23 protein-coding genes and 2 tRNA genes are annotated in these 23,509 nt (G+C 68.8%); 14 read left to right on the forward strand and 11 right to left on the reverse strand.

What is annotated here, in order from left to right:
* Positions 1–9: 9 nt before the first annotated feature.
* Together ACFYTS_RS20610 and ACFYTS_RS20615 are read right to left on the reverse strand one after the other, a co-directional pair.
* The gene (locus tag ACFYTS_RS20610; RefSeq protein WP_387306359.1) at positions 10–1,638 is read right to left on the reverse strand and encodes an acyl-CoA dehydrogenase family protein; all 1,629 of its coding nucleotides are present in this window, start codon (positions 1,636–1,638) and stop codon (positions 10–12) included.
* Between the two features lie 73 nt (positions 1,639–1,711).
* A complete protein-coding gene (locus ACFYTS_RS20615) occupies positions 1,712–2,470 on the reverse strand; it encodes a PaaX domain-containing protein, C- domain protein (protein WP_387306361.1) in 759 nt (252 codons plus the stop codon).
* Positions 2,471–3,272: 802 nt separating this feature from the next.
* Here ACFYTS_RS20615 and ACFYTS_RS20620 point away from each other — a divergent pair.
* Together ACFYTS_RS20620 and ACFYTS_RS20625 are read left to right on the forward strand one after the other, a co-directional pair.
* Positions 3,273–3,345, forward strand: a tRNA-Leu gene (locus ACFYTS_RS20620).
* Between the two features lie 69 nt (positions 3,346–3,414).
* Positions 3,415–3,487, forward strand: a tRNA-Arg gene (locus ACFYTS_RS20625).
* A gap of 6 nt (positions 3,488–3,493) precedes the next feature.
* Here the strand turns inward: ACFYTS_RS20625 and ACFYTS_RS20630 are convergent.
* Both ACFYTS_RS20630 and ACFYTS_RS20635 read right to left on the reverse strand, forming a co-directional pair.
* Complete coding sequence (locus ACFYTS_RS20630) at positions 3,494–3,703, reverse strand: DUF397 domain-containing protein (protein WP_387306363.1); 210 nt, start codon at positions 3,701–3,703, stop codon at positions 3,494–3,496.
* Positions 3,690–4,604: a helix-turn-helix domain-containing protein gene (locus tag ACFYTS_RS20635; RefSeq protein WP_387306365.1), complete on the reverse strand. Its 915-nt coding sequence runs from the start codon at positions 4,602–4,604 to the stop codon at positions 3,690–3,692. The genes ACFYTS_RS20630 and ACFYTS_RS20635 overlap by 14 nt, the downstream gene beginning before the upstream one ends.
* Before the next feature lie 180 nt (positions 4,605–4,784).
* On the opposite strand from ACFYTS_RS20635, the gene ACFYTS_RS20640 reads away from it, so the two are divergent.
* The 3 genes from ACFYTS_RS20640 (at position 4,785) to ACFYTS_RS20650 (ending at position 6,307) form a co-directional block, all read left to right on the forward strand.
* Positions 4,785–4,997 carry a hypothetical protein gene (locus ACFYTS_RS20640; RefSeq protein WP_387306367.1) on the forward strand — a complete coding sequence of 71 codons (213 nt, stop codon included), beginning with the start codon at positions 4,785–4,787 and terminating at the stop codon, positions 4,995–4,997.
* A complete protein-coding gene (locus tag ACFYTS_RS20645; protein ID WP_357282838.1) occupies positions 4,975–5,289 on the forward strand; it encodes a hypothetical protein in 315 nt (104 codons plus the stop codon). Before ACFYTS_RS20640 ends, ACFYTS_RS20645 begins: the two co-directional genes overlap by 23 nt.
* Before the next feature lie 97 nt (positions 5,290–5,386).
* A complete protein-coding gene (locus ACFYTS_RS20650) occupies positions 5,387–6,307 on the forward strand; it encodes a helix-turn-helix domain-containing protein (protein ID WP_387306369.1) in 921 nt (306 codons plus the stop codon).
* Between the two features lie 83 nt (positions 6,308–6,390).
* Here the strand turns inward: ACFYTS_RS20650 and ACFYTS_RS20655 are convergent, their stop codons facing one another.
* The gene (locus tag ACFYTS_RS20655; protein ID WP_357289539.1) at positions 6,391–6,612 is read right to left on the reverse strand and encodes a DUF397 domain-containing protein; all 222 of its coding nucleotides are present in this window, start codon (positions 6,610–6,612) and stop codon (positions 6,391–6,393) included.
* Positions 6,613–6,837: 225 nt separating this feature from the next.
* Complete coding sequence (locus ACFYTS_RS20660) at positions 6,838–7,752, reverse strand: SGNH/GDSL hydrolase family protein (protein WP_387306371.1); 915 nt, start codon at positions 7,750–7,752, stop codon at positions 6,838–6,840.
* 434 nt (positions 7,753–8,186) lie between these two features.
* On the opposite strand from ACFYTS_RS20660, the gene ACFYTS_RS20665 reads away from it, so the two are divergent.
* Complete coding sequence (locus ACFYTS_RS20665) at positions 8,187–9,350, forward strand: DUF6236 family protein (protein WP_387306373.1); 1,164 nt, start codon at positions 8,187–8,189, stop codon at positions 9,348–9,350.
* A 4-nt stretch (positions 9,351–9,354) separates the two neighbouring features.
* Here the strand turns inward: ACFYTS_RS20665 and ACFYTS_RS20670 are convergent, their stop codons facing one another.
* A complete protein-coding gene (locus ACFYTS_RS20670) occupies positions 9,355–10,953 on the reverse strand; it encodes a GMC family oxidoreductase (protein WP_387306375.1) in 1,599 nt (532 codons plus the stop codon).
* Positions 10,954–11,248: 295 nt separating this feature from the next.
* Between ACFYTS_RS20670 and ACFYTS_RS20675 the strand changes: the two genes are divergently transcribed.
* The 5 genes from ACFYTS_RS20675 (at position 11,249) to ACFYTS_RS20695 (ending at position 17,666) form a co-directional block, all read left to right on the forward strand.
* Positions 11,249–12,334 (forward strand): fatty acid desaturase family protein, encoded by a 1,086-nt coding sequence (locus ACFYTS_RS20675; RefSeq protein ID WP_387306377.1) that lies wholly within the window; start codon positions 11,249–11,251, stop codon positions 12,332–12,334.
* Positions 12,335–12,568: 234 nt separating this feature from the next.
* On the forward strand, positions 12,569–15,271 hold the full coding sequence (locus tag ACFYTS_RS20680; protein WP_387306379.1) for a LuxR C-terminal-related transcriptional regulator: 2,703 nt from the start codon (positions 12,569–12,571) through the stop codon (positions 15,269–15,271).
* A gap of 103 nt (positions 15,272–15,374) precedes the next feature.
* Entirely contained in the window at positions 15,375–15,593 is a 219-nt protein-coding gene (locus ACFYTS_RS20685) for a hypothetical protein (protein ID WP_357289556.1), read from the forward strand.
* A gap of 83 nt (positions 15,594–15,676) precedes the next feature.
* Positions 15,677–16,348 carry an LppP/LprE family lipoprotein gene (locus ACFYTS_RS20690; RefSeq protein WP_387306381.1) on the forward strand — a complete coding sequence of 224 codons (672 nt, stop codon included), beginning with the start codon at positions 15,677–15,679 and terminating at the stop codon, positions 16,346–16,348.
* 601 nt (positions 16,349–16,949) lie between these two features.
* Positions 16,950–17,666 (forward strand): AraC family transcriptional regulator ligand-binding domain-containing protein, encoded by a 717-nt coding sequence (locus ACFYTS_RS20695; protein WP_387306383.1) that lies wholly within the window; start codon positions 16,950–16,952, stop codon positions 17,664–17,666.
* Positions 17,667–17,949: 283 nt separating this feature from the next.
* On the opposite strand, the gene ACFYTS_RS20700 is transcribed toward ACFYTS_RS20695, so the two are convergent.
* Together ACFYTS_RS20700 and ACFYTS_RS20705 are read right to left on the reverse strand one after the other, a co-directional pair.
* On the reverse strand, positions 17,950–18,978 hold the full coding sequence (locus tag ACFYTS_RS20700) for an AraC family transcriptional regulator ligand-binding domain-containing protein (RefSeq protein WP_387306385.1): 1,029 nt from the start codon (positions 18,976–18,978) through the stop codon (positions 17,950–17,952).
* A gap of 171 nt (positions 18,979–19,149) precedes the next feature.
* Positions 19,150–19,635, reverse strand: a complete 486-nt coding sequence (locus ACFYTS_RS20705) for a peptidylprolyl isomerase (protein WP_357289567.1) — start codon at positions 19,633–19,635, stop codon at positions 19,150–19,152.
* Between the two features lie 105 nt (positions 19,636–19,740).
* Here ACFYTS_RS20705 and ACFYTS_RS20710 point away from each other — a divergent pair, with 105 nt between their 5' ends.
* The gene (locus ACFYTS_RS20710) at positions 19,741–20,757 is read left to right on the forward strand and encodes a TIGR03617 family F420-dependent LLM class oxidoreductase (protein ID WP_387306387.1); all 1,017 of its coding nucleotides are present in this window, start codon (positions 19,741–19,743) and stop codon (positions 20,755–20,757) included.
* A gap of 27 nt (positions 20,758–20,784) precedes the next feature.
* On the opposite strand, the gene ACFYTS_RS20715 is transcribed toward ACFYTS_RS20710, so the two are convergent.
* A complete protein-coding gene (locus ACFYTS_RS20715; RefSeq protein ID WP_387306389.1) occupies positions 20,785–21,348 on the reverse strand; it encodes a PadR family transcriptional regulator in 564 nt (187 codons plus the stop codon).
* A 162-nt stretch (positions 21,349–21,510) separates the two neighbouring features.
* On the reverse strand, positions 21,511–21,936 hold the full coding sequence (locus ACFYTS_RS20720; protein WP_357289575.1) for a hypothetical protein: 426 nt from the start codon (positions 21,934–21,936) through the stop codon (positions 21,511–21,513).
* A gap of 248 nt (positions 21,937–22,184) precedes the next feature.
* On the opposite strand from ACFYTS_RS20720, the gene ACFYTS_RS20725 reads away from it, so the two are divergent.
* Positions 22,185–22,514: a hypothetical protein gene (locus tag ACFYTS_RS20725; RefSeq protein WP_387306391.1), complete on the forward strand. Its 330-nt coding sequence runs from the start codon at positions 22,185–22,187 to the stop codon at positions 22,512–22,514.
* Positions 22,514–23,479 (forward strand): mevalonate kinase, encoded by a 966-nt coding sequence (gene mvk, locus ACFYTS_RS20730; RefSeq protein WP_387306393.1) that lies wholly within the window; start codon positions 22,514–22,516, stop codon positions 23,477–23,479. The genes ACFYTS_RS20725 and mvk overlap by 1 nt, the downstream gene beginning before the upstream one ends.
* The last annotated feature ends 30 nt before the right edge of the window (positions 23,480–23,509 follow it).

A 23,509-nucleotide genomic window follows, 5' to 3' on the forward strand; every position in this document is an offset into this window, starting at 1 on the left:
CCGGCCGGGTCAGCCGGCCTGCGGGATGACGCGATCGAGAATCGCGGCGAAATCCGTCGCACCGGACAAGGTTCCGTAGACGCTGCCGCGGTGACCGTCCAGCCGGGAGGCGATGAACGCGTCGGCCACCGCGTGGTCGCCATACCGGACCAGCAGGGACGCTTGCAGCACCAGGGCCATGCGCTCGATCACCAGGCGCGCCACGATCTCCGCGTCGGCGAGATCGGCCAGCCCGGTCCGGATCTCACGCACCGCGCGGTCGATGCTCGGTTCCGGCCCGGCGAGCGCGACTTCGGCGAAGAACGCCTCGACCGTCTGCGGGTTCTTGCCCATCGCCCGCAGCACGTCGAGCGCCGCGACATTGCCGCTGCCCTCCCAGATACCGTTGAGCGGGGATTCCCGGAACAGCCGCGGCATCTGCGATTCCTCGATGAAACCGTTGCCGCCGAAGCACTCCAGCGCCTCGGCCGCGTGGGCGGGCCAGCGCTTGCACACCCAGTACTTGCCGACCGCGAGCGCCAGCCGCAGGAACTCCGCCTCGGCCCGATCGCCGCGCACTGACCGATCGTGCGCGCCCGCGAGCCGCATCATCAGCAGCGACGCCGCTTCCGACTCCACCGCCAGGTCGGCCAGGACATTGCGCATCAGTGGCTGGTCGATGAGGTGGCGTCCGAACGCCTTGCGGTGCGTCGCGTGATGGGCCGCCTGGACGACGCCGCGGCGCATCCCCGAGGCGGCTCCGATCAGGCAGTCGAGCCGAGTCATGTTGACCATCTTGATGATCGTCGGCACGCCCCGGCCCTCCTCGCCGATTCGCCAGGCCAGGGCGTTCTCGTATTCGATTTCCGCGGACGGGTTCGAGCGATTGCCCAGCTTGTCCTTCAGTCGCATCAGGCGGACGTTGTTGCGGGTGCCGTCCTCGAGGACACGCGGCACCAGGAAGCAGGTGACGCCGGCGTCGGTCTGCGCCAGCACCAGGTACAGGTCGGCCATGGTCGCCGAGGTGAACCACTTGTGGCCCAGGATCCGGTAGGTCCCGTCGGGTTGCCGGGTGGCGCGGGTGGTGTTGGCGCGGATGTCGGAGCCGCCCTGCTTCTCGGTCATCGACATGGTGGCCAGCAGGCCGGGCTTGTCCAGCGGTGTGCGCAGGCCGCCCTCGTAGCTCGAATTCGACAGCAGCGGTTCGTAGATCGCGGCCAGCTCGGGGGCGTCGCGCAGGGCGGGCACCGCGGCGTAGGTCGCCGAGATCGGGCAGGTGTGACCGGCCTCGACGTTGCTCCAGATGTAGAACTTCGCGGCCCGGGCCACGTGGCTTCCGGCACGCGGGTCGCTCCAGGGCGCACCGTGCAGGCCGTTGGCGACCGCCGCCGTCATCAGTTCGTGCCAGGCCGGATGGAATTCGAGGTCGTCGATGCGGTGGCCGAATCGGTCGTACGGGCGCAGGATCGGCGGATTCTCGTTCGCCAGCCGCCCCAGTTCTTGAACCTGTTCGGTTCCGGCGAGCGTGCCCAGGCGCTCGATGTCGCCGAGCGCCCATTCGGCTCCCTCGCGGACCAATCCCTCCAGCAGGGTCGCGTCGGCCGCGACATTGTGGCCGTAGAGCGGCACGGACTGGTTGAACACCTCGTGTGTCTGCATGGCTGCCTCCTTCGACTGCTGGAATCGGACATTACGTTTTCCGAACAGTCGAAGTCAATCAGTAATATTTCGGTCAGTTCGCGTGGCCGACCTCCGGGATCGAGACGAATTCGTCCTGATAGGCGATCCAGACCTGATGCAGGCGATCCGCCGACCACCGTCGCGGCCGAAGCTGTTGCGGCAGAAAGGGATCGGTGAGCAGGTGGCGGACGATCGCGGTCGCGACGGTGAAACGGTCGACCGGACTCTCGGCGCGCTCGATCAGGTCGAGCAGTCGGCGCGACTGCGTCTCCCAGGCGGGCAGATCCCACAGCAGGTCGAGCAGTTCGGCATCGCGACGCCCGGGCCGGCCGGTGAAGATCTCCACCGGCGCGTTCCCGAGTTCGAGCGGCCGGGTCAGATTGGCGGGACGCAGCCAGACCCCTTCGCGCAGCTCGGCCAGGCGCAGGCGGGCCAGCCGGGCCCGCAAGGTCGCGCGTTCCGCCGGGTCTCGCCCGGGGCCCGCGACCATGACGATCTCCCAGTCCCCGTTCCACTCTCGGGTCCGCTGGTCGACCTCGTGCAGCACCCGCTGCCGGCGTTCGAGCAGCGGTTCGCTCAGGTGGAAGCCCTCGCGGGTGCGGGTCAGGTCGCCGCCGGAGACCATCCGGGTCAGCGCGACCCGGGCCGCGGATTCCTTGATGCCGAATGCGCCCGCGGCCCGCACCACCTGGGCGGGCGTCGGGCGGGCCGGGTGATTGCTCACCAGCAGGCTGAGAATCACTCCGCGCGCGGTTAGGCGAGGAAGGTGATCCGCCAGGTCCAGACGCGCGGAATCGGTCGCGTCAGTCACGTCTCGTGCACTCCTCGCTGCGCGGCAGAGCGCGGCACTCGCGACCCTGCACCATCCGGACGCCCGGACCTTCAACTGGGCGCCGACGTATCCGCTTCATCCTCAGGCCGATCGGACCATCGGGCCTGCCGGACACGGATGCCGTCATCGGTCAACCGTAGAGAAACCCGGGCGGCGTCCGGTCAGCGGTCCGGGCCCGGGTCCGGGGCGTCGCGGCGGCGGGACCGGCGGTCAGGCGAACGACCAGTGGCCGAAGCGGCCTACGGCGATGAACGCGGCCCACACTCCGTCGGGCCGACGCATGTCCCGTGGCCCCGTGGCCCGAACCTTCCACGAGATCCTCACCCAGGTGGCCTCCGGCCGCTGCGTCCACCCGCTCGGCGAAATCGCCGCCCGCTACAACAATCCCCCGGCATCGTCTTCCTCCCCATGCCGGACGCCCCACCCCTGCATTTCGCCCTCACCTGGCGCTCCACCACCGACAACCCCGCCCTGCACGCACTGGCCCGCACCGCCGCCGACCTCGGCCCGATCACACTCTGACCCGCCGCCCTCCCCCGCTCCGAAATTCGTTTTACCGCTGCGCGACCCGTTGCTACCGTGGTTCCAACACACCACGACGACAGGAAAGGCGGCCCCCGTGACCGAGCTGAACCAGCCCCGCACCACCTTCGACCTCGCCCGCCGCCTGCGCGTCCGCCTCGGCGTCCGGAGCGACTCCTAACGGCCTCGACCCACGAGCCGTCAGGGCCGCCTCCGCACCATCGCAGCGGGGAGCGGCCCTTTCGCCATCCACGCCCATTCCCTCGTAGCCCAATGGGAGAGGCAACGGTCTCAGATGCCGTCCAGTGTGAGTTCGAATCTCACCGAGGGAACCCACTTCTCACGCCCCGCGCACCTCAACGACGAGTAGATGTCAACGGCAGACATCCGCGCGGGGCCGAGTGCCCGTAGCTCAGCGGAAAGAGCGCCTGCCTACGAAGCAGGAAGCCGAAGGTTCGAATCCTTCCGGGCACGCCGAGTTCAGCGTCGGTCGAACGCCCCCGATGCGACCACGCCGATGAACGAATCCCATTGGGCTGGAAGCAGAACCAAAGCACCACCGGACGGGTTCTTCGAATCACGCACGCCGATGCCGCCGTCCCCGAGCCAGGCCACCTCGACGCAATCCCCCTGGCTCCCGCTGTGACTGCTCTTGAACCACGCAGCTCTGGATAGGTCAGTGCTGCTCATGCTCGAACTCCTTGATGACTCGGCGAACCAGTTCGCGGCTCGGCCCATCCTCCAGTGCCGCGTTGCGGATGGCTGCCGCGAGCTCACTGTAGAGCCGGACCTCATCCGGCTTCTCCAGATAGACGTCCTGGGTGGGGCCGCCTTCGATGTACACGATCGGCGGTTCGATTCGATCGCTGTCGGGCTCGAATTCGAGGAGGGTGAAGGAGCCGCGCGGCATGCCCCAGGTCAGTCCGGCCGAGAACGGGTGGATTCGCACTGTCACGTTGGGCAACTTCGAGACTTCGGCCAGATGACGCAGTTGCGCTGCCATGACCGGGCGACTGCCGATCAGTCGATGCAACGCTGATTCGTGCAGCAACACCTCCAGCGCGATGGGGCGGGTCTTGCGAGTGACGATGACCTGCCGCCTCATTCGATGCTCGACCCTACGATCGATGTCATTGCGGTTGGCGAACCCGGGATATGCACCGATCACGGCCCGCGCATAGTCAGCGGTTTGCAGCAGCCCGGGGATGTGCTCGTGGTAGGTGGTCAGCCGATCCGCGGCAGCTTCGAGACCGGTGTACATGTTGAATGCCTCCGAATACAGGCCACCGTAAGCGTGATACCAGCTGTGCGTTCGCGCGATCGTCGCGAGATCGATAGCGGCACGCAGGTCGGCCGGGCCGACCCCGTAGACCTCGCACAACGCACGCACATCCTGCTTACGCACCTTCTGGGTTTGGCCCGCCTCGATTCGTTGTAGCGCGGACGCGGAGAGATCCGTGAGCTTTGCCGCGGCGGCAATCGTGAACCCGTTCGCATCCCGGCATTCCCGAAGAAAGCGACCGAGTTGCCGTCGCGGCAAGGTGGAGCCCGAAGCGGCTTCCGCCGCGTCCCTGTCATCTTCGCTGGCCATGCCGACATCCCTCATCATCGAACCGGGTGGATCAGGTCACGAAATCGGGTGCTGCATAGAGCATTATCGGGTAGAGCGGTGGATCTTCGGGCGACTTTCGATCGGGTACCCGATTTTGCGTCAACCGATTCTCCGGCGGTGGTGTGCTGGTGGCACAGCATCGGCAGGGAGGAGATCGTGATGTCCACCGTGAGCCCGTGGTCGGTCCAGTCCATCATCGAGCGCATCGAATCCGAGCGACAGAAGGGCGGGAGCGTCGGTCGTCGGCGGCGACGGCCCACGCCGCACCGCAGGCGCTCGTGCGGCGCATGGCGATTCGGCGTGGCGCTGCTCGCGCTGACCTTCCTCGACAGCCGCACGGCAGGATTGGGTGGCCGCCATGCCGTGCGATGACTCCGAACAGATCGAGTTGCAGGTGATTCAGGACGTACTGGACACCGTGGAGGCCAGGATCCGGGAACTGGAGCGGCGCGGGTGGCGGTTGATCGTGCCGCGGTCGCGCGTTTACGCCACGGTGCTGCTGGCGGTCGTGGTGAGCGCACGAGATGCGCATCACATTCCGGCGACGCTGGATCGAGCCTCAATCCTGGACGAAATCCTTGACGGCACAGAACCATTCGATGGTTCTGACGTGCGGCGTTCGGTGGAGGAGACCGTCCGTGGCTACGCCACACCCACGAACTGAACGACGCCCCATGGCCACCCCCGTCGAGCCCGCTGATTCACGAGTCGACCGGCCCGGCTTGACTCGGCTGAATCAAACTGATTCGATCTGAATCATCATGGTTTCATCGAATCAGCCGGCAGTGGGCGCGACGGAAGCGGCAGTCAGCGCCGCGAGTTCCGTTGCGCACCAGTCGAATCCGCGCCAGCAGCTGGCCGCGGAGTTGCGCCGGTTGCGGGACCTTGCCGGAATCTCCGGGCGAGAGTTGGCCAAGCGAGTCGGTATCAGCCAGTCGACCTTGTCCCGGATCGAGGGGGGGACCGTGGTTCCTCCGCTACCGCAGGTGCTCGACTGGGCCGAAGCGGTTGGGGCGGACGCGGATTCTCGGCAGTCGCTGCGCGCGCTCACCGAGGCGGCGCATTCACCCGAGGTGCAGGACTGGGCCGGCGCGCTGGCGCACCGTCCGCATTTGCAGGACGATGTGCAAGCCCTCGAGCAGGATGCGCAGGTGGTGCGGAACTTCCAGCCCGCGCTGGTGCCGGGTCTGCTCCAGACCGCCGACTACGCCCGCCGGGTGTTCGCCACCTTCGATCCGCCCTATGCGCTCGACGCGCTGGCGGCCGCGCTCGCCGCGCGCTTGGATCGGCAGCGCGTGCTGTACGACCCCGCCAAGCGTTTCGAATTCCTGATGACCGAGGCGGCCCTGCGCTTTCGACCCGGACCCCATCGCCTGCTGCTCGCGCAACTGGACCGGATCATCTCGATCGAGACCCTCGATACGGTCACCATCGCGGTGATTCCGCAGGACATCGAGGCGAGCACCACGATCCCGCACGGTTTCGTCATCTACGAGAACGAGGACCACGCCCTCGCCTCCTCGGAACCGATCGCGGGAAGCATGGTCACGCGCGGCCCCGAACTCGTCGACGCCCATCGCCGCCGCTGGGCGGCTCTGGCCGAAATGGCTTTACACGACACCGATGCTCGTGCGTTTCTCTCCGAACTCCGGAGCGAAATCCAGCGCACAGCAACCCATTGACCATTTTCCAGCGGCCGTCGAGGGGTCGGCCGCACGTGGGGGTGGTGGTGTCGCAGCGAATTCGCTGCGACACCACCTTCACGTCAGTCGGCGAAATCGAATTCGCCGGCCCGCACGCCCGACATGAACGCCCGCCATTCCGATTTCGTGAACCACAGCACCGGGCTGTGGCGATCCTTGGAATCGCGCAGTGCGATCTGTCCTTCGTGGTACGCGACCTCGACACAGTCGCCGCCGCCGTAGCTGAAACTGCTCTTGGCGAACCTGGGCCCGCGACGCTCGCCGCGAATCGTCTTGCGGTTCATGGCCTTCATTCCTTCCCCCGGAGGGACACTCCCCATGCCCCTGCTGTTGAATCGCTGACGACAAGCACAGTGCTATCCGAACCACCGGCAGCGCAACTGAATTCATGCCATCTTGCACGCCGACTCATCGAAATGCTCATGTCCGCAATTCTACGGCGACCCACCGACAGAAACCGGTGACGCGGGGACCGCGATAACGGCTCGCACCCGCTACGACGCTGTGCCTCAGCCTAGTTCGATCCGCTGCTGCACGGCGGCCGCGAGCGTCGAGTCGCCGCGCGCGGTGGGGTGCCAGGGGAATCCGAGCAAGTCGGTGCGCGGGTCGAAGGCTCCGGCCACCCAGGAGTCCGCGGCGCAGGCGCCGTGCCCGGCGGTGACCGCCCGGGCGTCGAGGAAGTCCACGTTCAGCAGGCGGGCGGCCTCACGCTGGGCCGTGTCGATCCGGTCCAGGAACCCGGTGACCGCGCCGGCCCGGGGCTGCACCACATCGACGCCGAGGATGCTCGCGCAGGCGGAGTCCTGGCCGGGGGTGTGGATCTCCGGGTATCCGACGAAGATGACGCGTGCGTTCGGGGCGTAGTAGCGGATGTACTCGACCGCTTTGCGGACCCGGTCGGCGTACCCCTGGCCGGTGACGGTCGCGGGGTCGGGGGTGCGGCCTTGCGCCGCGGCATCCGGACCGCAACCGGCGGCGAGGTCGGCCAGGCACGCCATCGACAGGACGACCGGATGGTCGGTCCCCCAGGCGTCGTTCATGCCGAGCTGGATGGTCACGGCCCGGGTCCGCGGCCCGAACGCGCCCTCGGACGCGGCCCGCTTCACCTGATGCACCAGCGCCCAGCCCGAGGTGTCGATGGTGCCGCCCTGACACGAGGTGTCCTCGACGTCGTCCGGCGCCAAGCCCATCCGCTGGGTCAGCTGCGTCGGCCACGAGGTGGCCACATGCTTGCAGCCGGGATCGCCGTCCTTGTTCAGCAGATCGAGGATCTCCCCATTGGCGGAGAAGGAATCGCCGATCGTCACGAGGGTTTTACCGCCGGGCGCCTCCGCCGTGGCTGACGGCGCCACCGCGCCGAGCACCGCCGCGGTGCCGCACACCGTGGCCGCCGCAACCAACCGCAACCGAGCCGAACTCTTCACTACCCGCGTACCCCTTGTCGATGCCTTTGTGAAAACCGATTGCTTCCAATTCGAAGCCACTGTAACCGCGCGACCACAACGTCGAGGTTCGATTGCGAATTCGGCAGCCCGCCCGCGCGCGGATCGGCTGTCATGCCGGAATGACGGCTACAGGTCGTCGAACCAGTCGACGACGCGCTCCCAGGCGGAGGGCGGGAGGTCCACGATCAGGGCGGCGATCGAGTAGTGGTCGCGGGAGACGGTTAGGAAGGTCGGGGCTTGACCGGATCGACCATGTCCCCTCCCCCGGAGCCGGCGGGCTTTCCCGTGCGCTGGAACCGGTCGAGAATCCGACCCTCTGCGTAACAAGCGATTCGGGAGCAACTCGCGCGGAACAGGCTATGCCGCAACAACATTGCGGCAGCGGCAGATCTCTTGGTGGCATGCTGGAACACGTGTCGACTATCGCCCTGTACTACCCGTGGATGCGCTTCCGGAACGAGAATTGGCTCAAGCTGGCCATTTTGACCTGGGACTCGGTCGGACGGATTCAGCCGCGGCTCACCATGGACGTGGACTCCGAGCTGGTGACGCAGTTGCGGGCGGAGACGGACTTCCTGTTCGGGGTCGAGCCTTCGCGGCGGGAGATCGTGGCTGTCGCGGATGTGTTCGGGGAGATCGTGGAGTTGGGCGGTGACGACCTGCGCAAGCGATTCTCCTGGCGGCAGGCCGTCCAGGAGGCCTCCGGCGAGCGGGCGGCATCGGGGCCACGAGCCGACTACCCGGGTCTGAGGTGGGTGCACGCCGGGCACAGCGGTCCGAAGATGACTCCGCCGCTGCTCAGTTCGTTCGAGGCGGCGGATCTCGCCGTTGTCGTCTACGAGGACGACGCCGTCTATGTCGGGTTGCATCCCGCGCTCGCCCGGATCTATCTCACCGCCCTGGCCGACGTGGTGTCCCGGCACCGCGCGCTGGCCCCGGCCACCGACGATGTGGACGCCCACAGCGCCGTCGGCACTCTGGACCGCCTGTACGAACTTCTGCTCGACGAGGACGCGGCCGTTCCCGCGATCGGTGACGTCGAGGGCGCGTACATCCATCTCGCGGTCGAGGCGTCCATCCGGCCCGATCATCTCGAGACGGTCCCGCTGGACACCCTGATCGCCTTCCGGGACCGCTACGGCGGTGAGCTGGCGGCCTTCCGGGCCCACGTCGCGTCCCTGTCCACCGATCTGGGAACGATTGCCGCGATCGAGGATCCGGTTGTCGCCGAGAAGCACTTGCAGAGCGTCTACAACGCCAAGACCAAGCCCCAGCTGGACGAACTCCGGCACGCGCTGCGAGCCCTGGGCGTCGAATCCGGTACCGGGCTGCTCGGAATCAAGGTCGATATCAGTAAGTCCACTGCCGGCACGCTGCTCGGGGCCGGTCTCGCCGCCACGGGGTCTCCGGCGGCGATGGCCGGCGGGGCCGCGCTCGCTGTCGGGTCGTATGTGGCGGACCGGAGAAAGGCGCGGCGCGCAGCACACCGCGAGTCGCCCGTCTCCTATCTGCTGGCTGTCGACAAGGAGCTGTCGGGACGGTCGTTGATCGACCGGATGCGGCGGCGCGGTCGATAGCGGCTCAAGCCAGGATGATCGAGGCGGCGTGTTCGCCGATCATCATGGTGGCGGCGTTGGTGTTGCCGCCGACGATGCTGGGCATGATCGATGCGTCGGCTACTCGGAGGCCCTCGATGCCGCGGACGCGGAGGGTCGGGTCGACCACGGCTCGGGCGTCGGCGCCCATGCGGCAGGTGCCTACGGGGTGGTAGACGGTGGTGGCGCGGTTGGGGATCTCGGCGGCGAGGTCGGCTCGGGTGGGGTAGGCGGGGCCGGGGGAGATTTCGGTGTCCACGGCGGGGGTGATGGATTTGGCGGACATGACTTCTCGGGTGAGGTCCATGCCGTAGGCGAGGGTGTCGAGGTCGTTCTGGTCGGCGAGGTAGTTGGGGTCGATGGCGGGGGCGGCGGTGGGGTCTGCCGAGGTCAGGCGGAGGGTGCCGCGACTGCGGGGGTAGATCATGGTGACCATGATCGTGAGGGATCGGCGGGGGTCGGGGATGTGGCGGGTGGGGGCGTCCTGATTGGGGCCGGGGTAGCTCCAGGGGAGGACGTGGAGTTGCAGGTCGGGGATGCCGGTGGTGTAGGGGGTGCGCAGGAAGGCGACGGCTTCGAAGACGCTGCGGGCCAGCCAGGTGGTGTTGTTGCGCAACGATTCCCGGACGAAGGCGCGGGCGAAGTAGGCCGGGGAGGAGCGGCGCACGGCGGTGGGCATGGCGAAGGACATGGGGACGAACAGATGGTCGTGCAGGTTGTCGCCGACGGGGAGGTCCGCGGCGACGTCGATGCCGAAGGCGCGCAGGTGGTCGGCGGGGCCGACGCCGGAGAGCATGAGCAGGTGGGGTGAGCCGAAAGCGCCTGCGCTGACGATGATCTCGCGGTCGGCGTGCAGGATGTCGGTGCCGTTGCCGGTGCGGTATTCCACGCCGACGGCCCGGCCGTTGTCGATCACGATGCGCAGGACCTGCGTATTCGCCAGCACGGTCAGGGTTTTCGGCCGGTCGTCGAGGTAGCCGACCGAGGTGCTCGAGCGCAGGCCGTCGCTGTTGCTCTGCTGCAGGATCGAGACGCCTTCCTGTTCGGCCCCGTTGTAGTCGGGGTTGAGTGGCAGGTCGGTGGTCTCGGTGAAGGCCCGCATGAACGATTCGGAGGCGGGGGTCAGGTCGCGGGCGCGGATCACCTTGATCGGGCCGGAGTCGCCGCGGAACTGGTTGGCCCCGTCCTCGAAGGACTCGAACTTGCGGAAGCTGGGCAGCACGTCCTCGTAGGACCAGCCGGTGTTGCCCTCGGCGGCCCAGTCGTCGAAGTTGCGGCGGTTGCCGCGCACGAACACCATGCCGTTGACGGAGCTGGACCCGCCGACCACCTTGCCGTGGGTCTGCGGGATCTTGCGGCCCAGGGCGTGCTTCTGTTCGACGGTGTAGTGCCCCCAGTCGATGAGCTTCTTGAGCTGGGGCACGCTGTGCATCGGGCCGATCATGCCGGGTTTGCGCATGAGCCGGGAGCGGTCGGAGCGGCCCGCCTCGAACAGGGTGACGGTGGCGCCGGTGTCGGCGAGCCGGCGCGCGATGATCGCCCCGGCGCTGCCGGAGCCGATGACGATGTAGTCCGTAGCAGCCATGATCAGCCCTTCCGCCACACAAGTCTCGTCCCGTCCGGGCCGCGAAACTAGAATGTGTTGCGAAAATACTCGAAAGCGACCGCACAGGAACCCGTTTCGGAGCGCGGATCACGGCGACAGTACTGTCACATCCGGATCGGCTCCGGCGCCGAAGACCACCTGGCGGTCGCGAAACCGTCATGCAGTTGTGCCGCCGCCTCGCACGTTCGTTCATCTGATGGTGGCCGCGGCGCGGCACCCTGGTGCCGGGTACGCGGGTCCGCCACGCACCACGACAGCAGGATGTGCAGAACCCTTGGTAATCCTCACGGAACGACGCCGCCCGGCGGAGCGGGAACAGACCCTCGCCCCGGTGACGCCCGCCCTCACGCCCGCCCGCGACGGCGACTACGCCTCGCGCGGCAGCGACTACGCGGCCCTGATGCGGCGCGTACGGCAGGCGGGCCTGCTGGAACGGCGCCTGCGGTACTACGGGTGGAAAACCGGTCTCACCGTAGGCGTTTTCGCGCTGGGCTGGGCGGCGTTCGCGGCGATCGGCGACTCCTGGTGGCAGCTGGGGACGGCGGTGTTCCTGGCGGTCGCGTTCGCGCAGGTCGCGTTCCTCGGACATGACGCCGGGCACCGGCAGGTCTTCCGGACACGCCGGGCCAACCATTGGTTCGGCTTGTTCGTCGGCAATCTGGCGACCGGTGTGAGCATCGGCTGGTGGACGAGCAACCACAATCGCCATCACGCGCACCCCAATACCGAGGGTGAGGATCCGGATGTCGGCGGCATTCTGGCCCACTCGGCGGAGCGCGCGGTCACCGGAAAGGGCTGGCGGCGCTTCATCTTCCGCTATCAGGCGTGGCTGTTCTTCCCGATGCTGCTGCTGGAGGCGGGCAGCCTGCACTTTTCCAGTGTGCGCGCGGTCCTGACCTGGCCGATCCGGAACCGGGTCCGAGAAGGGGCGTTCCTGGTCGCGCACGCCGTCCTCTACCTGTCGGCGGTGTTCCTGGTGCTGTCGCCGGTCAAGGCGCTGGTCTTCATCGCCGTGCATCAGGGTCTGTTCGGCTTCTACATGGGCTTCACGTTCGCCCCGAATCACAAGGGGATGCCGGTCCTCCTCGAGGGCGACAACACCGATTTCCTGCGCCGCCAGGTCCTCACCGCACGCAATGTGAGCGGCGGCGCCCTGATCGACCTCGCACTGGGCGGCCTCAACTACCAGATCGAGCACCATCTGTTCCCCTCCATGCCGCGTGCCGCCCTGCGCTCGGCCCAGCCGATGGTCCGAGCCTTCTGCGCCGAGCACGCTATTCCCTATGCCGAAACCACGCTCCTCACCTCCTACGCTCAGGCCCTGGGCCACTTGAACGCCGTCGGCCGTCAGGTGCGTTAGACACCCGCCACGTGATCCCGCCCGATCACGACCGGTTCGATGGTTGGGCGACCCGTCCGCGCGGGGTTCGTTTCAGCTCGGCGAACGCGCCGCGCGGCGGCTATCTCCCACCACGCGGCCCGCTCACCGCCGCGCCGGCTCGGCAATAGCCCAGCGCCAGCGGCGAACACCATGCCTTTGCGCGCCGCCTACACCGACACCGAGTAGGCAGCGTGGCCATATAGGTTGGGGGACATGCTGTATGGCCGCGCACACGAGGAACAGCGGATCACCACGCTGCTGAACGGGGCCGTGGACGGCCAGAGCGGTGCGGTGGAGATCGTGGCCGACGCGGGTGGCGGGAAGACAGCGCTGCTGGACCGCGCGGCGGAGCTCACCGGCGGCGACTGGCGGGTGCTGCGCTGCGCGGGCGTGGAGGGCGATTCGGAGCTGCCGTTCTCGGGACTGCAGGAGTTGCTGATGGCGGCCGGCGGTCATGTCGACGCCCTGCCGCTGGATGCCCTGCCCGGCCCGCAGGCCGATGCCCTGCGGGCGGTGATCGGGCTGCGGGTCGCGACCGAGCCGATCGACCGCTTCCTGGTCGGTCTGGCGACCCTGTCACTGCTGGCCGAACTGGCCGAGGGCGGCCCGGTGCTGTGTACGGTCGACGATGTTCAGTGGCTGGATTCCGCTTCGGCGCAAGCACTTCGGTTCGCGGCGCGCCGACTCGGCGCCGAGGGCATCGTGATCCTGTTCGCGAGCCGCGCCGAGGCGGTCCTGCCGGGCGTGCCCGGCCTTCATCTGCCGCCGCTGGACACCACGGCCTCGGCGCGGCTGCTCGCCGACAACTGGCCGGGGCTGCGCCGCGATATGCGGGAGCGGGTGCTGCGGGAGGCAGCGGGAAATCCGCTGGCGCTGCTGGAGTTTCCGCGAATGGATCTGGACGCGCTGCCGGTCGGGCCGCTGCCCCTGCCACATCGGTTGTCCAGCGGCTATCGACACCAGATCGCGGAGCTCTCGCCCGCGTCGCGCACCGCGTTGCTGGCGGCCGCGGCGGAGACGGCCGGTGATCTGCGACTGGTGCTGCGCGTGCTCGACGCCCTCGGCGTCGATCCGGAGGGCATCGCCGAGGCTGAGGCCGCGAGCCTGATCGACGTCACCGCACAGACGATTCGGTTCCGCCACCCACTGGTGCGGGCGGCGGTCTATCACGGTGCGTCGTTCGCCGAGCGCCGGCCCATGCACGCCGCACTGGCCGCCGCGTCCGACGATGACCCCGATCGCCGCGCCTGGCATCTGGCGGCAGCGACCGTCGGCCCGGACGAGGAGATCGCGGCATTGCTGGAATCGGCGGCGTTTCGCGCTGTGGATCGAGCCGGTTACTCGGCGGCCGCGGCGGCCGCGGAGCGGGCGGCCGCCCTGACCACGGATCTCGAAAACCGTAACCGCCGAATACTTCTGGCGATCGAATGGGCCGCCGCCGCGGGCGCCTATCAGCGCGCCGCCGAACTGGGCCGATCGGCCGGGCAGCTGCCGCTGGCTCCGGACGAGCGAGCGCGGCTGGGCTGGGTGAAGGCGCTGATCGCGTACGAACAGGGCGACCTGCGCGGGTCGCAGGATTCGCTGTTCGCGGCGGCCGAGGAGGTGGCCGCGATCGACCCCGAGCGCGCCGGACCACTGTTCATGGAGGCGGCCCGCTCGTCCTGGGTGCTGGGTGATCCCGCGCCCGCCTACCACGCGCGCGCCCAGCTGGCGGAGCTGCGCTTGCCGCCCGAACAGCGGTCGGCGTTCCTACGCGCGCTCGACGGAGCACTGAATTTGCATTCCGGCGAGCTCGCCGAGGGCGTCACGCGGATCCGGGCCACCATCGCCGAGAGCTATCGTTCCGACGATCCGGCCCTGGTGCTGGCCGCGACCGGGCAGGCCATGCTGATCGGCGATCTCGAGGACGCCCAGGCGCTGGCGCAGCGCTTCTCGGACACCGCGCAGTGCCAGGGCCGGGTCGGGCGGTTCGCGACGGGGGCCATCTACGCCGGTGCGGCGGACCTGATGCTGGGCCGGCTGTGGGAGGCCGAGGAGAAGGTGGCGCACGCCGTGCGGGTGTCGCGGGACATCGGTCAGCTGAGCGAGATCGGCTTCGGCGAAGGCTATCTCGCACTCATCGCCGGGATTCGCGGGGATGAGCCGCGCTGCCTGGAACTGCTCGATCACCCGCGCCGATCGCACGGGCAGGACAATTTCATCAACCACGTCAACCACGAATGGGCGCGGGCCCTGGTCGATCTCGGGCACGGGCGCTACGAACCGGCGTTGGATCGCCTCGACACCCTGCACCGTATTCCGAACCGGATCCGCGGCCACTGGCTGCACCTGCTGCGCGATCTGGTGGAGGCCGCGGTGCGCGCGCGCCAACCCGAACGGGCGGCGCACGCGGTGGAGGAGATCGAGCGGTGGTCGGCGGCGCTGGGTTCGCCTTTCGCCGAGTCGATCTCGGTTCGCTGTCAGGCCATGCTGCACTCCGACGGCGACGCCTACGCGCGGGCGCTGAAACTGCAGGCCGCCGAGGGACTCTGGTACGACCACGCCCGAACGGCGCTGCTCTACGGCGAGTGGCTGCGCCGCGAACGCAGCATCGGCGAGGCCCGGACGCAGCTCCGCGCCGCGGTCGAGACCTTCGAGCGGCTCGGTGCGATTCCGTGGGCGGCGCATGCCCGCAACGAATTACGCGCCGCGGGCGATCTGGCGCGAAGGCCGGAGACGCCCCTGGCCGCGGAGACTGCCGCGTTGACGCCGCAGGAACTGCAGGTGGTCCGGCTCGCCGCGGCCGGTGCGACGAACAAGGAGATCGCGGCCAAGCTGTTCATCAGCCCGAAAACCGTCAGCCACCACCTGTACCGGGCTTTTCCCAAGCTCGGCGTCAGCAATCGCGTCGAGCTGGCCCGGCACACGTCCTTGTGACCGGCACGGGGTGCCCTATCGGAAAGAAATAGGGCATTCGTCCGATGGACCGCACGGACCCCGGTTCCTACTGTCGACGATAGGTTGGCGAAAGGGTAGGAACATGATTCGAAAGTCTCTGGTGGTTCTCGCGGCGGGCGCGCTGATCGGCGCGCCCGCGACCGCGACGGCCCAAGCCGCGCAGCCCGAGTCGGTCGCGGGTGTCCAGGACGTGGCGATCAGCACCGGGTCCGCGGGCGCGGACGTGGTGATCAACGGTTTGATCGCGGCGATCTTCGGGCCGAACGAACCGGGCAAGTGCAAGTTCCCGTACTGCTTCTGAGCGATATCGCGGTCGCGGAACAGGCGACCGGCTGAGGAACCCCGGGCTCCGTGGCCCGGGGTTCTCATCTGAAAGGACTACCCGTGAAACGAATCATCGGAATCGTCGCGGCGGCCGCCGCCGTGAGCCTGGCGGTGGCCGGCTGCCAGGACGAGGTGACGACGCCCAGCGGTGGATCGCAGGCACCCGCCACCACCGTCAGCGCGGGGGGATCCGCGCCGGCCACCGTCCCCGCGCACTCGCCGGAGAATCCGACACAGCCCCAGGGTAATCCGACACAGTCCCAGGGGAACTCACGACCGCCGGCGGACACCGCGCCCGCCACCGCGGCCAACGGCCGGTGCGTCAGCCTGACGTCGCCGGTGGTCACGCAGGCGCTCACGACACTCGGCGGCGGCGTGGGCGGGGACGGGTTCTATGCCGAGAGCGGCACCGACGCGGCCGTCGGCTCCTGCCCCGCACTGCTGTGGATCCGGGCCGGGACTCCGCACGGCACCGCAAGTTCACCCTGGCACGTGATGCTGTTCAACCACGACGGCTACCTGGGCACGGCGACCAAACGGTCCACCTCCTACACGAGCGTGGTCGGATCCTCCGATCGCACGGTGCAGGTGCAGTACCGCTGGCTCGCCGGGAACGACGCGAACTGCTGCCCGTCGGGCGGCCCGTCCGTGGTGACGCTCACCCTCGGATCCGACGGGCACAGCGTCACTCCCGACCGCGACTTCCCCGCACAGGCCATCGCGCCCAAGTGAGCCGGGCCCGCCGATCAGCGCGCGACCGTCCGCAGGTGCGGGCCCTCCGGTCGCAGGGCTCCTCGACCACAGCGAGAGGTGAACGTGGGTATGCCGCAACAGGTTTCGATACCTGCGGTCGTTTTCGCTGCCCGGCGGGGTTCATCGATCACCCTGCGATGACGTAACTGCAAGATTGCCATAGTCTCTTCGCCACTGCGCTTTCGGTCACGAGACGTTGGTGCTGGGACAACTCCGCGCATCCCGGTACACCCCCGGTGCACCACGCCGCTCCCCCACCGCCGCCCCGCATTCCTCCCGGCACCGGTCCCGATGAAGATCGATTTCCGGCCCGCGGGTGCCCATTTCGGACATCCGCGCCAGACCCGCGGGCACAGGATGGCGCAATCAGCGGAGCCTTGGCGCAATCGGGGCTGGCCGTGTTGCCCGCGATTCACGAAGCTGGAAGCGGGATCCGGGCGCACCGGCCGCGCCGCGGGTGTACCCGGAGACCTCTCACCGCTCCGCCGCGCCAGGTGCGTCAGCCGGGCGGCGGTGGCAATCCCGAGGACCAGAGGCAACACCGGTGATCAATCACAGGCCGGCCCAGCGTGGGCTCCGAATGCGCCCGATCTCCACTACCGCACTACTGGTGGATTTCGCGCTGGGCCGTGGCTTGTCGATCGCATCGATCTTGCGGCACACCGGCATCCGCGACGTGCAGCTCGCCCACCCCGGCACCGAGATCACCTTCACCCAGCACGTGGCGGTGATCCGAAATATCGTGCACGGCATCGGCGACGAGGCGGGCTTCGGCCTCATGGCGGGACTCACCTGCCATCCCCCACAGATCGGCGCGATCGAACGCGCGGTCATGAGTCAGCCCACGGTCCGGCAGGCGTTCGAGGTGGCGATCCGGTTCGCCGAGCGGTCCTGCTCGCTGGCCCGCCATACGATCGAGCGGCGTGGCGACGAGATCGAGCTGGTGCGTGACGATTCCATGCTGCCCGTCGAAATCCGGCGTTTCGCCCTGGAACACGACATCGGGGCGCTGGTCAGTGTGCAGCGCGACGCTGTGCAGATGCGCCGGCCCATCAAGCGGGCCGAGACCACGGTGGCCGCCGATCCGGTCTACGAGGGCATCGCGGTGGTGCTCGGCGTCCGCGACCTCATGTTCGAGGCGCCTCGCACGGCATTGGTGCTCGACCCGCTGCTGCTGGATATGCCCATGCCGCAAGCAAATCCGTGCTTCGCGGGCCTGTACGCGGTCCGCGACGACGGCCGAGCGCCCCGCCATCCGACCCGCGTGCGCTTCGACGACGGTCCAGGGCCCCGCTGATCAAATGTCCGGCCGCGCCGATCGCTCCGCACCCTCACACCGATCGCTGCCCGGTCTGGATGCGTTGCGACCGTGAACCATTCGTGAGGCCACCAGTGCCCGCGAGGTGCCGCGCCGACTCGGCATCGTGGGTGCGGGAGTGGTCGCGGTCGACATGGCCACGGCGTGGCGGGCTCCGGGGTCCGGGGTCCGAGGTCGTGCTCACCGCGCGGGCACCCATGCGCTCACGCTGACCGCCCATGCTCACGCTGTTCGTCGTGCCCCACGCTGTGCGCGGTGCGCGTCAGGAGCGTCCCGCCGGAACGGGACCGTCCGAGACGCGGCGTTCGACGATGGACTCCCATCGCCGGGCGGCCCGCCGAATCGCCTGTGGGCCCGAATATCCCAGGATTTCGGCCTGTCTGGCCCGGCCCAGGTGCTTTCCGGCGGTGTCGGCGCGGCGCAGTCGTTCCAGTCGTGCGCGGTCGAGTTCCTGCCGCCAGGTGGTGCCCGCCTCGGTCAGCCGGCGCTGTAAGGTGCGGCGGCTCACCATGAGTCGTCGTGCGATGGTGGCGAGCGAGGCGTCGCCGGCGACGAGGGCTTCGGCGAGCGCCTCGGATACCTGATCCACCCAGGCGCTGGCCAGCGGGGGCGGCGGCGGGACGGTGGCGGCGACCTTCTCGAGGATGGCGTGCAGTACCGGGTCCGCGGTGGTGAGCGGTACGTCCATATCGGCGGCGCGGAAGGTGATGGAGTCCTCCGACGCCCCGAACTCGATGGCCCGGGTGCCGACCAGGTCGTGCAGATCGGTGTGGTTGCGCGGGGCCCGCTGCCGCAGTCGGACCCGGACCGCGTCGAACGGCCCCGCCGCGACTCGGCGGGCCCGCCCGCGCAGGGAGACGACCGCCCACAGGTGGGTCAGGTCGCGGGCGGTGTCGTCGCCCTCGATGATCTCGAAGCCGAAGGTGATGTCACCGTTGTCCTCCTGGGTGCGGGACAGCCGGTGGTTGGTGGTGATATCGCTGATGAACGGCCCGACGGTGGCCAGGCCCTCCCCGATGGTGGCCGAGGTGGAGAACAGGTAGTCGCACAGCCCGCCCGCGCCGAGGGTGAACCGGCAGCCCACCCGGGCGGGGACGAGCGGATCGTCGAGGGCGCGGGCGGCCACGTCCCACATGCGCGCATAGGCCGAGCTGGGGATCTGGATATCCCCGTCATCCATGGACCAGTGCGGGATACCGGTCTCTCGGAGCAACCAGTCGGTATCCAACCCGTTCGCCGTCAGTTCGGTGATGGCGAACCTGTGCAGGGACAGGCGATATGTGGTCTCCAAGATCCCTCCGGCCACGCGCACAGGACCACTCGTTGCTATCGAGAACGTAGTCACAGACCGCGTGATCCGGAGGCGACATCGGCCGATTGGCCGAAAAACGAACCCTGTCGGCCGCACCGGAATTCGGAGGATTCACCGGGCCGGTTCGTGGCGAACCGACCCGGCGGAGGATCAGTGGTGGTGGTCGTCGTCGCCGTGCGGGTGGCCGTGGGCGAGCTCGTCGGCGGTGGCGTCGCGCACGTCGACCACCTTGACCGCGAAGTTGAGCCGCTGACCGGCCAGGGGGTGGTTGGCGTCGATGATGACCTCGTCGCCGTCGACCTGCTGGACGACCACGATCTGGGATTCGCCGTCCGGGGCCTCGGCGTGGAACTCCATGCCCGGCTCGAGCTCGTCGACGCCCTCGAACATGTCCCGCGGCACACTGCTGACCAGTTCGGCCAGGTAGTCGCCGTAGCCGTCCTCGGGCTCGACCACGACGGTCAGCTCGTCCCCGGTGCTCTTGCCCTCGAGCGCCTGTTCCAGGCCCGGCACGATGTTGTCCGCGCCGTGCAGGTAGGTGAGCGGCTCGTCGCCGACGGAGGTGTCCAGCACCTCGCCGTCGTCGGCCGTCAAGGTGTATTCGATGGAGACGACCTTGTCAGCGGCGATCGACATGGGTGACCCTTTCGCAGAGGAATGCGGACCGCGCAAATGTAACCCGGACCCACCGGTTCGCTACCGTCGGCGTCGACAACACGCGACACCCGAGGAAGACGGCCGATGAGAGTTTTCGCAGCCCTGGATCCGCGCCTGCCCCTGTCGCAGGTGCCCGCGGTGGCGCGCCGGATGGAGGCCCTGGGCTTCGACGGCATCCATATTCCCGAGACGATCCACGACTCCTTCGCGGTGGCGCTGCTGGCCGCCGAACACACGAGCCGTATCACGGTGCGCACGGCGATCACGTTGGCCTTCGTCCGCTCCCCCACCCTGGTCGCCTACAGCGCGTGGGATCTCGCGAGCTTCTCGGGCGGGCGGTTCGAACTGGGGCTGGGCACCCAGATCAAACAGAACATCGAAGACCGGTACGCCATGCCCTGGACCGAACCGGTCGGCCGGATGGGCGAGTACGTCGAGGCCGTGCGGGAACTGTTCGCGGCCTTCGCTTCCGGTGAATCGGTCCGTTACGAGGGCGACCATTACCGGCTCACGCGCATGCAGCCCTACTTCAACCCCGGGCCCAGCGAGATGGCTGCCCCTCCGGTGCTGCTGGGCGCGGTCAACACCGGAATGTGCACGCTGGCCGGACGACTCGCCGACGGCGTGATCACCCACTCCACCAACGCCGATCCGGGCTATCTGCGCGACGTGGTGCGACCTGCCCTGGTGGCGGGTGCGGTCGAGGGCGCGCGGGCCACGCCCCCGATCTACGCCTCCGCGCCGGTCGCCACCGGTGCGAGTGCCGAGCTGGTGAATCGCGAACGCGAGCGGATGCGCCGCCTGCTCGCGTTCCTCTACTCCACGCCGTCCTACAAACCCACGCTCATCCGGCTCGGCCTGCCCGAACTATTCGACCGGCTGCGGGAACTGACACAGGCGCAGCGGTGGGGCCGGCTGTCGGCGGTGATGACCGACGATGTGCTGGACACCCTGCTCGTCTGCGGCGATTACGCCGCGCTGCCAGGACTCCTGCGGGAGCGCTACGACGGGCTCGCGGAGGGCGTCGTGATGGCGGCTCCCGCCGACGACGGGGCCGACGACCGCCTGCGGAAGGCCATCGAGGAGCTCCGGTCGAACTGAAGCGGCACCGGGGCCCGCGCGGAAACACTACGCGCGGGCCCCGATTCGCCGTTCGATGACCGACAGCGCGAACTCGGCCCACCGAATGTTCTCCTGCTCCAGGGAGATTCCGCGCAATAGCGTCAGATATGGCCCGACCCGGTCGACTTCGGCGAGGTATGCCTGTTCGCTGCGCCCGTCCAGCATCCGGGTGCGCAGCCGCTCGTAGCGGGCCAGTCGCGCCCGCGACCATTCCTGTTTGGCGGCGACGGCGGCCCGCACGGCCGGGGCGTCCTCGGGTTCCATGGCCTGGACCTTCACCATCATCTCGTCGCGGATGGCGGTGGGTTTGGCCGGCTCGGCGATGAATTCGCGCAACGCGGCCCGGCCGGCGGGGGTGATGGCGTGCAAGCGTTTGGTGGGGCGGCGTTCCTGTTCGACGACGCGGGTCTCGATGAGCCCGTCGGCGGCCATCCGCTCGAGTTCCTTGTACAGCTGCTGCGGGGTGGCGACCCAGAAGTTCGCCACGGGGGCGTCGAAACCCTTGGCCAGGTCGTAGCCGGAGGCCTCACCGTCCAGCAGGGCGGCCAGCACCGCGTTTCGTAGCGCCATCAGGTCAGGCTAACTGATCAATTAATTGACCGTGCGCGGCCGATGCGGGCCCGGAGGCTCAGCCGATCCAGGCCCAGAGGCTCTGCCGATCCAGGCCCGGAGGCGCGGCCGATCCAGGCCCGGAGGCGCGGCCGCGCGCCGCACCCCCGGGTTCGCGGCGCGCTACTTGGCCGAGAGGCTGCTGAGCAGGCCGGCGAGCGGGTTGCTCGCGGACGAGCCGGTGCCGGGGCCGGGGATCGGGGTGCAGTCCACGACGTCCACGGTGATGGTCTTGGTGCTGATGACTTCCTGGATCGCCTTGAGGGTGTGCGAGCCGACGGTGGTCGGGGTCCAGGAGAAGACGGCCTGGCTGTTGGAGACCTTGGCATTGCCGACCGAGGCGTCGTTGTCGCTGAGGGAGACATCGAACAGGAACGAGGTCGGGGTGACGGCGACGGTCACGGTGGTGGCCTTGTTGAGGCAGACCTTGGCGTCGCTGACGGTGATCGAGTTGACCAACGCGCTGGCGTTGGGGGCGGTCAGCGCGGCGACGGCGGCCGCTGCGCCGATGGCCGTCGCGCCGATGCCGGCGCGGTGGGAATTCTTCATGAAAGTGTGCTCCTCACTTATCGCCCACAACTGCGTGAGCGATGAGAAACGATAGTGCTTCACTGCTGCTGACGAGGCGCTTTCCACGCATCCCGGGGGCCGTCGGCCGACCCGCCGAGGCGAATTATGCGCGCGGAGCATTCTTCTCATGCGCAACCATGCGTAGCGGATTGTTTGCTACACACCTATCTTGGAGTCCATATCGCTCTACCCGCTCATGCTCAACCACCCCCAGCAGGAGTTTGTAGATGGACATTTCAGCTCGCCGCCGGACCGGCTCCGGACATCGTGCCACCAATTTGCTGGCCCGGCGCAAGCGCAGCCTGCCGGCCATCGCGGCCATCGAGGCAGGCGGTCCCGACGCGGCCGAGCTCACCCGGTGCTACGACTCCGACGAGCCGCTGGATTCGGGCGCGGTCGCGCGATTGACGACCATGCTGGACGACGAGAGCGGGCACGACGCCGCGATGGAACAGGCCGAGCGCTATCTGTCCCAGGCGATCGATGCGGTACCGGCGGAACAGATTTCCGAGGACCTCCTCGCACCGGCCCACGCCGCCACCCATCGGGAACTCTGATGGCGATCGTGTCTCCCCGCCACCGGGTCGGTGACGGCAGCGCCCACGCGAAAGTCATCCTGATCGGGGAACACACGGTGGTGCACGGCAGTGCGGCCATCGCACTGCCGATTCCCGCCATGACCGCGCACGCGCGAGCCGCTCACGCGTCGAATTCCGCTGCCGCGCGACTGGTTCCGGAAGGGAGGCCCGGAGTTCTCCGCATCGGCGGTCCCGGCTTCCGCCCCCGTACCGGTCCGGAGCTCGCCGTCGACGCGGCCCTGCGGCGCTGGAAGATCACGGGCACGCCGCTCACCGTGCGCACGGACACCCGCATACCCGTCGCGCGCGGCCTGGGCTCCAGTGCGGCCGTGACCGCGGCGGCCGTCCGCGCCACCGCCGCATTGGTCGAACAATCGCTCAGCGACACGGATCTGGCCGCCTTCGTCCAAGTCGGCGGGCAGCACTCGCACGGGCGGGCCGGCGGCGTCGACGCGGCGGCCGCGGTCTCCCGCGGCCCCATCCAGTTCCGGGCGGGCGTCCATGCGCCGATCCCGATCGCTGGGCGGGCCTTGCTGCTGGTCGCGGACACCGGTGTCGGCGCGGGTACCCGAGAGGCGGTCGGCATCGCCTCGGCGCGGCTGACCGGGCAGAGCGGGCTGGAGCTGCTCCGGTCGGCGGAGACGCTGACCGAGAGCGCCATTACCCAGCTGGCCCAAGGCGATTGGAAGGCAGTCGGGCGGTCGCTCACCGCATTCCACGAACTCCTCGCGAATCTCGGCGTCAGCAGCCACATCCTGGACCGGGGTGTCGCGGCCGCGCTGGAGGCGGGCGCACTGGGCGCGAAGCTGACCGGCGGCGGTCTCGGTGGATGCCTGCTCGCCCTCACCGATCACCCGGACACGGCGACCGGCATCCGCGAGCGGCTCCACCACAGCGGCGTCCGCCACGTGTGGACCCTTCCGATCGAAGGCAGCTCGAAATGACCACTGAAACAAGCGCTCTCGACACAAGCC

Source organism: Nocardia sp. NPDC004151 (assembly GCF_042874235.1).
Taxonomy (GTDB): Bacteria; Actinomycetota; Actinomycetes; order Mycobacteriales; family Mycobacteriaceae; genus Nocardia.

Bases quoted from the DNA above. Each gene is read 5' to 3' on its own strand.
- ACFYTS_RS20610 (WP_387306359.1), bottom strand. From the start codon at position 1,638: ATGCAGACACACGAGGTGTTCAACCAGTCCGTGCCGCTCTACGGCCAC.
- ACFYTS_RS20630 (WP_387306363.1), bottom strand. From the start codon at position 3,703: ATGAGCAGCACTGACCTATCCAGAGCTGCGTGGTTCAAGAGCAGTCAC.
- ACFYTS_RS20635 (WP_387306365.1), bottom strand. From the start codon at position 4,604: ATGGCCAGCGAAGATGACAGGGACGCGGCGGAAGCCGCTTCGGGCTCC.
- ACFYTS_RS20640 (WP_387306367.1), top strand. From the start codon at position 4,785: ATGTCCACCGTGAGCCCGTGGTCGGTCCAGTCCATCATCGAGCGCATC.
- ACFYTS_RS20650 (WP_387306369.1), top strand. From the start codon at position 5,387: ATGGTTTCATCGAATCAGCCGGCAGTGGGCGCGACGGAAGCGGCAGTC.
- ACFYTS_RS20655 (WP_357289539.1), bottom strand. From the start codon at position 6,612: ATGAACCGCAAGACGATTCGCGGCGAGCGTCGCGGGCCCAGGTTCGCC.
- ACFYTS_RS20670 (WP_387306375.1), bottom strand. From the start codon at position 10,953: ATGGCTGCTACGGACTACATCGTCATCGGCTCCGGCAGCGCCGGGGCG.
- ACFYTS_RS20680 (WP_387306379.1), top strand. From the start codon at position 12,569: ATGCTGTATGGCCGCGCACACGAGGAACAGCGGATCACCACGCTGCTG.
- ACFYTS_RS20685 (WP_357289556.1), top strand. From the start codon at position 15,375: ATGATTCGAAAGTCTCTGGTGGTTCTCGCGGCGGGCGCGCTGATCGGC.
- ACFYTS_RS20695 (WP_387306383.1), top strand. From the start codon at position 16,950: ATGCGCCCGATCTCCACTACCGCACTACTGGTGGATTTCGCGCTGGGC.
- ACFYTS_RS20705 (WP_357289567.1), bottom strand. From the start codon at position 19,635: ATGTCGATCGCCGCTGACAAGGTCGTCTCCATCGAATACACCTTGACG.
- ACFYTS_RS20710 (WP_387306387.1), top strand. From the start codon at position 19,741: ATGAGAGTTTTCGCAGCCCTGGATCCGCGCCTGCCCCTGTCGCAGGTG.
- ACFYTS_RS20715 (WP_387306389.1), bottom strand. From the start codon at position 21,348: ATGGCGCTACGAAACGCGGTGCTGGCCGCCCTGCTGGACGGTGAGGCC.
- ACFYTS_RS20720 (WP_357289575.1), bottom strand. From the start codon at position 21,936: ATGAAGAATTCCCACCGCGCCGGCATCGGCGCGACGGCCATCGGCGCA.
- ACFYTS_RS20725 (WP_387306391.1), top strand. From the start codon at position 22,185: ATGGACATTTCAGCTCGCCGCCGGACCGGCTCCGGACATCGTGCCACC.
- mvk (WP_387306393.1), top strand. From the start codon at position 22,514: ATGGCGATCGTGTCTCCCCGCCACCGGGTCGGTGACGGCAGCGCCCAC.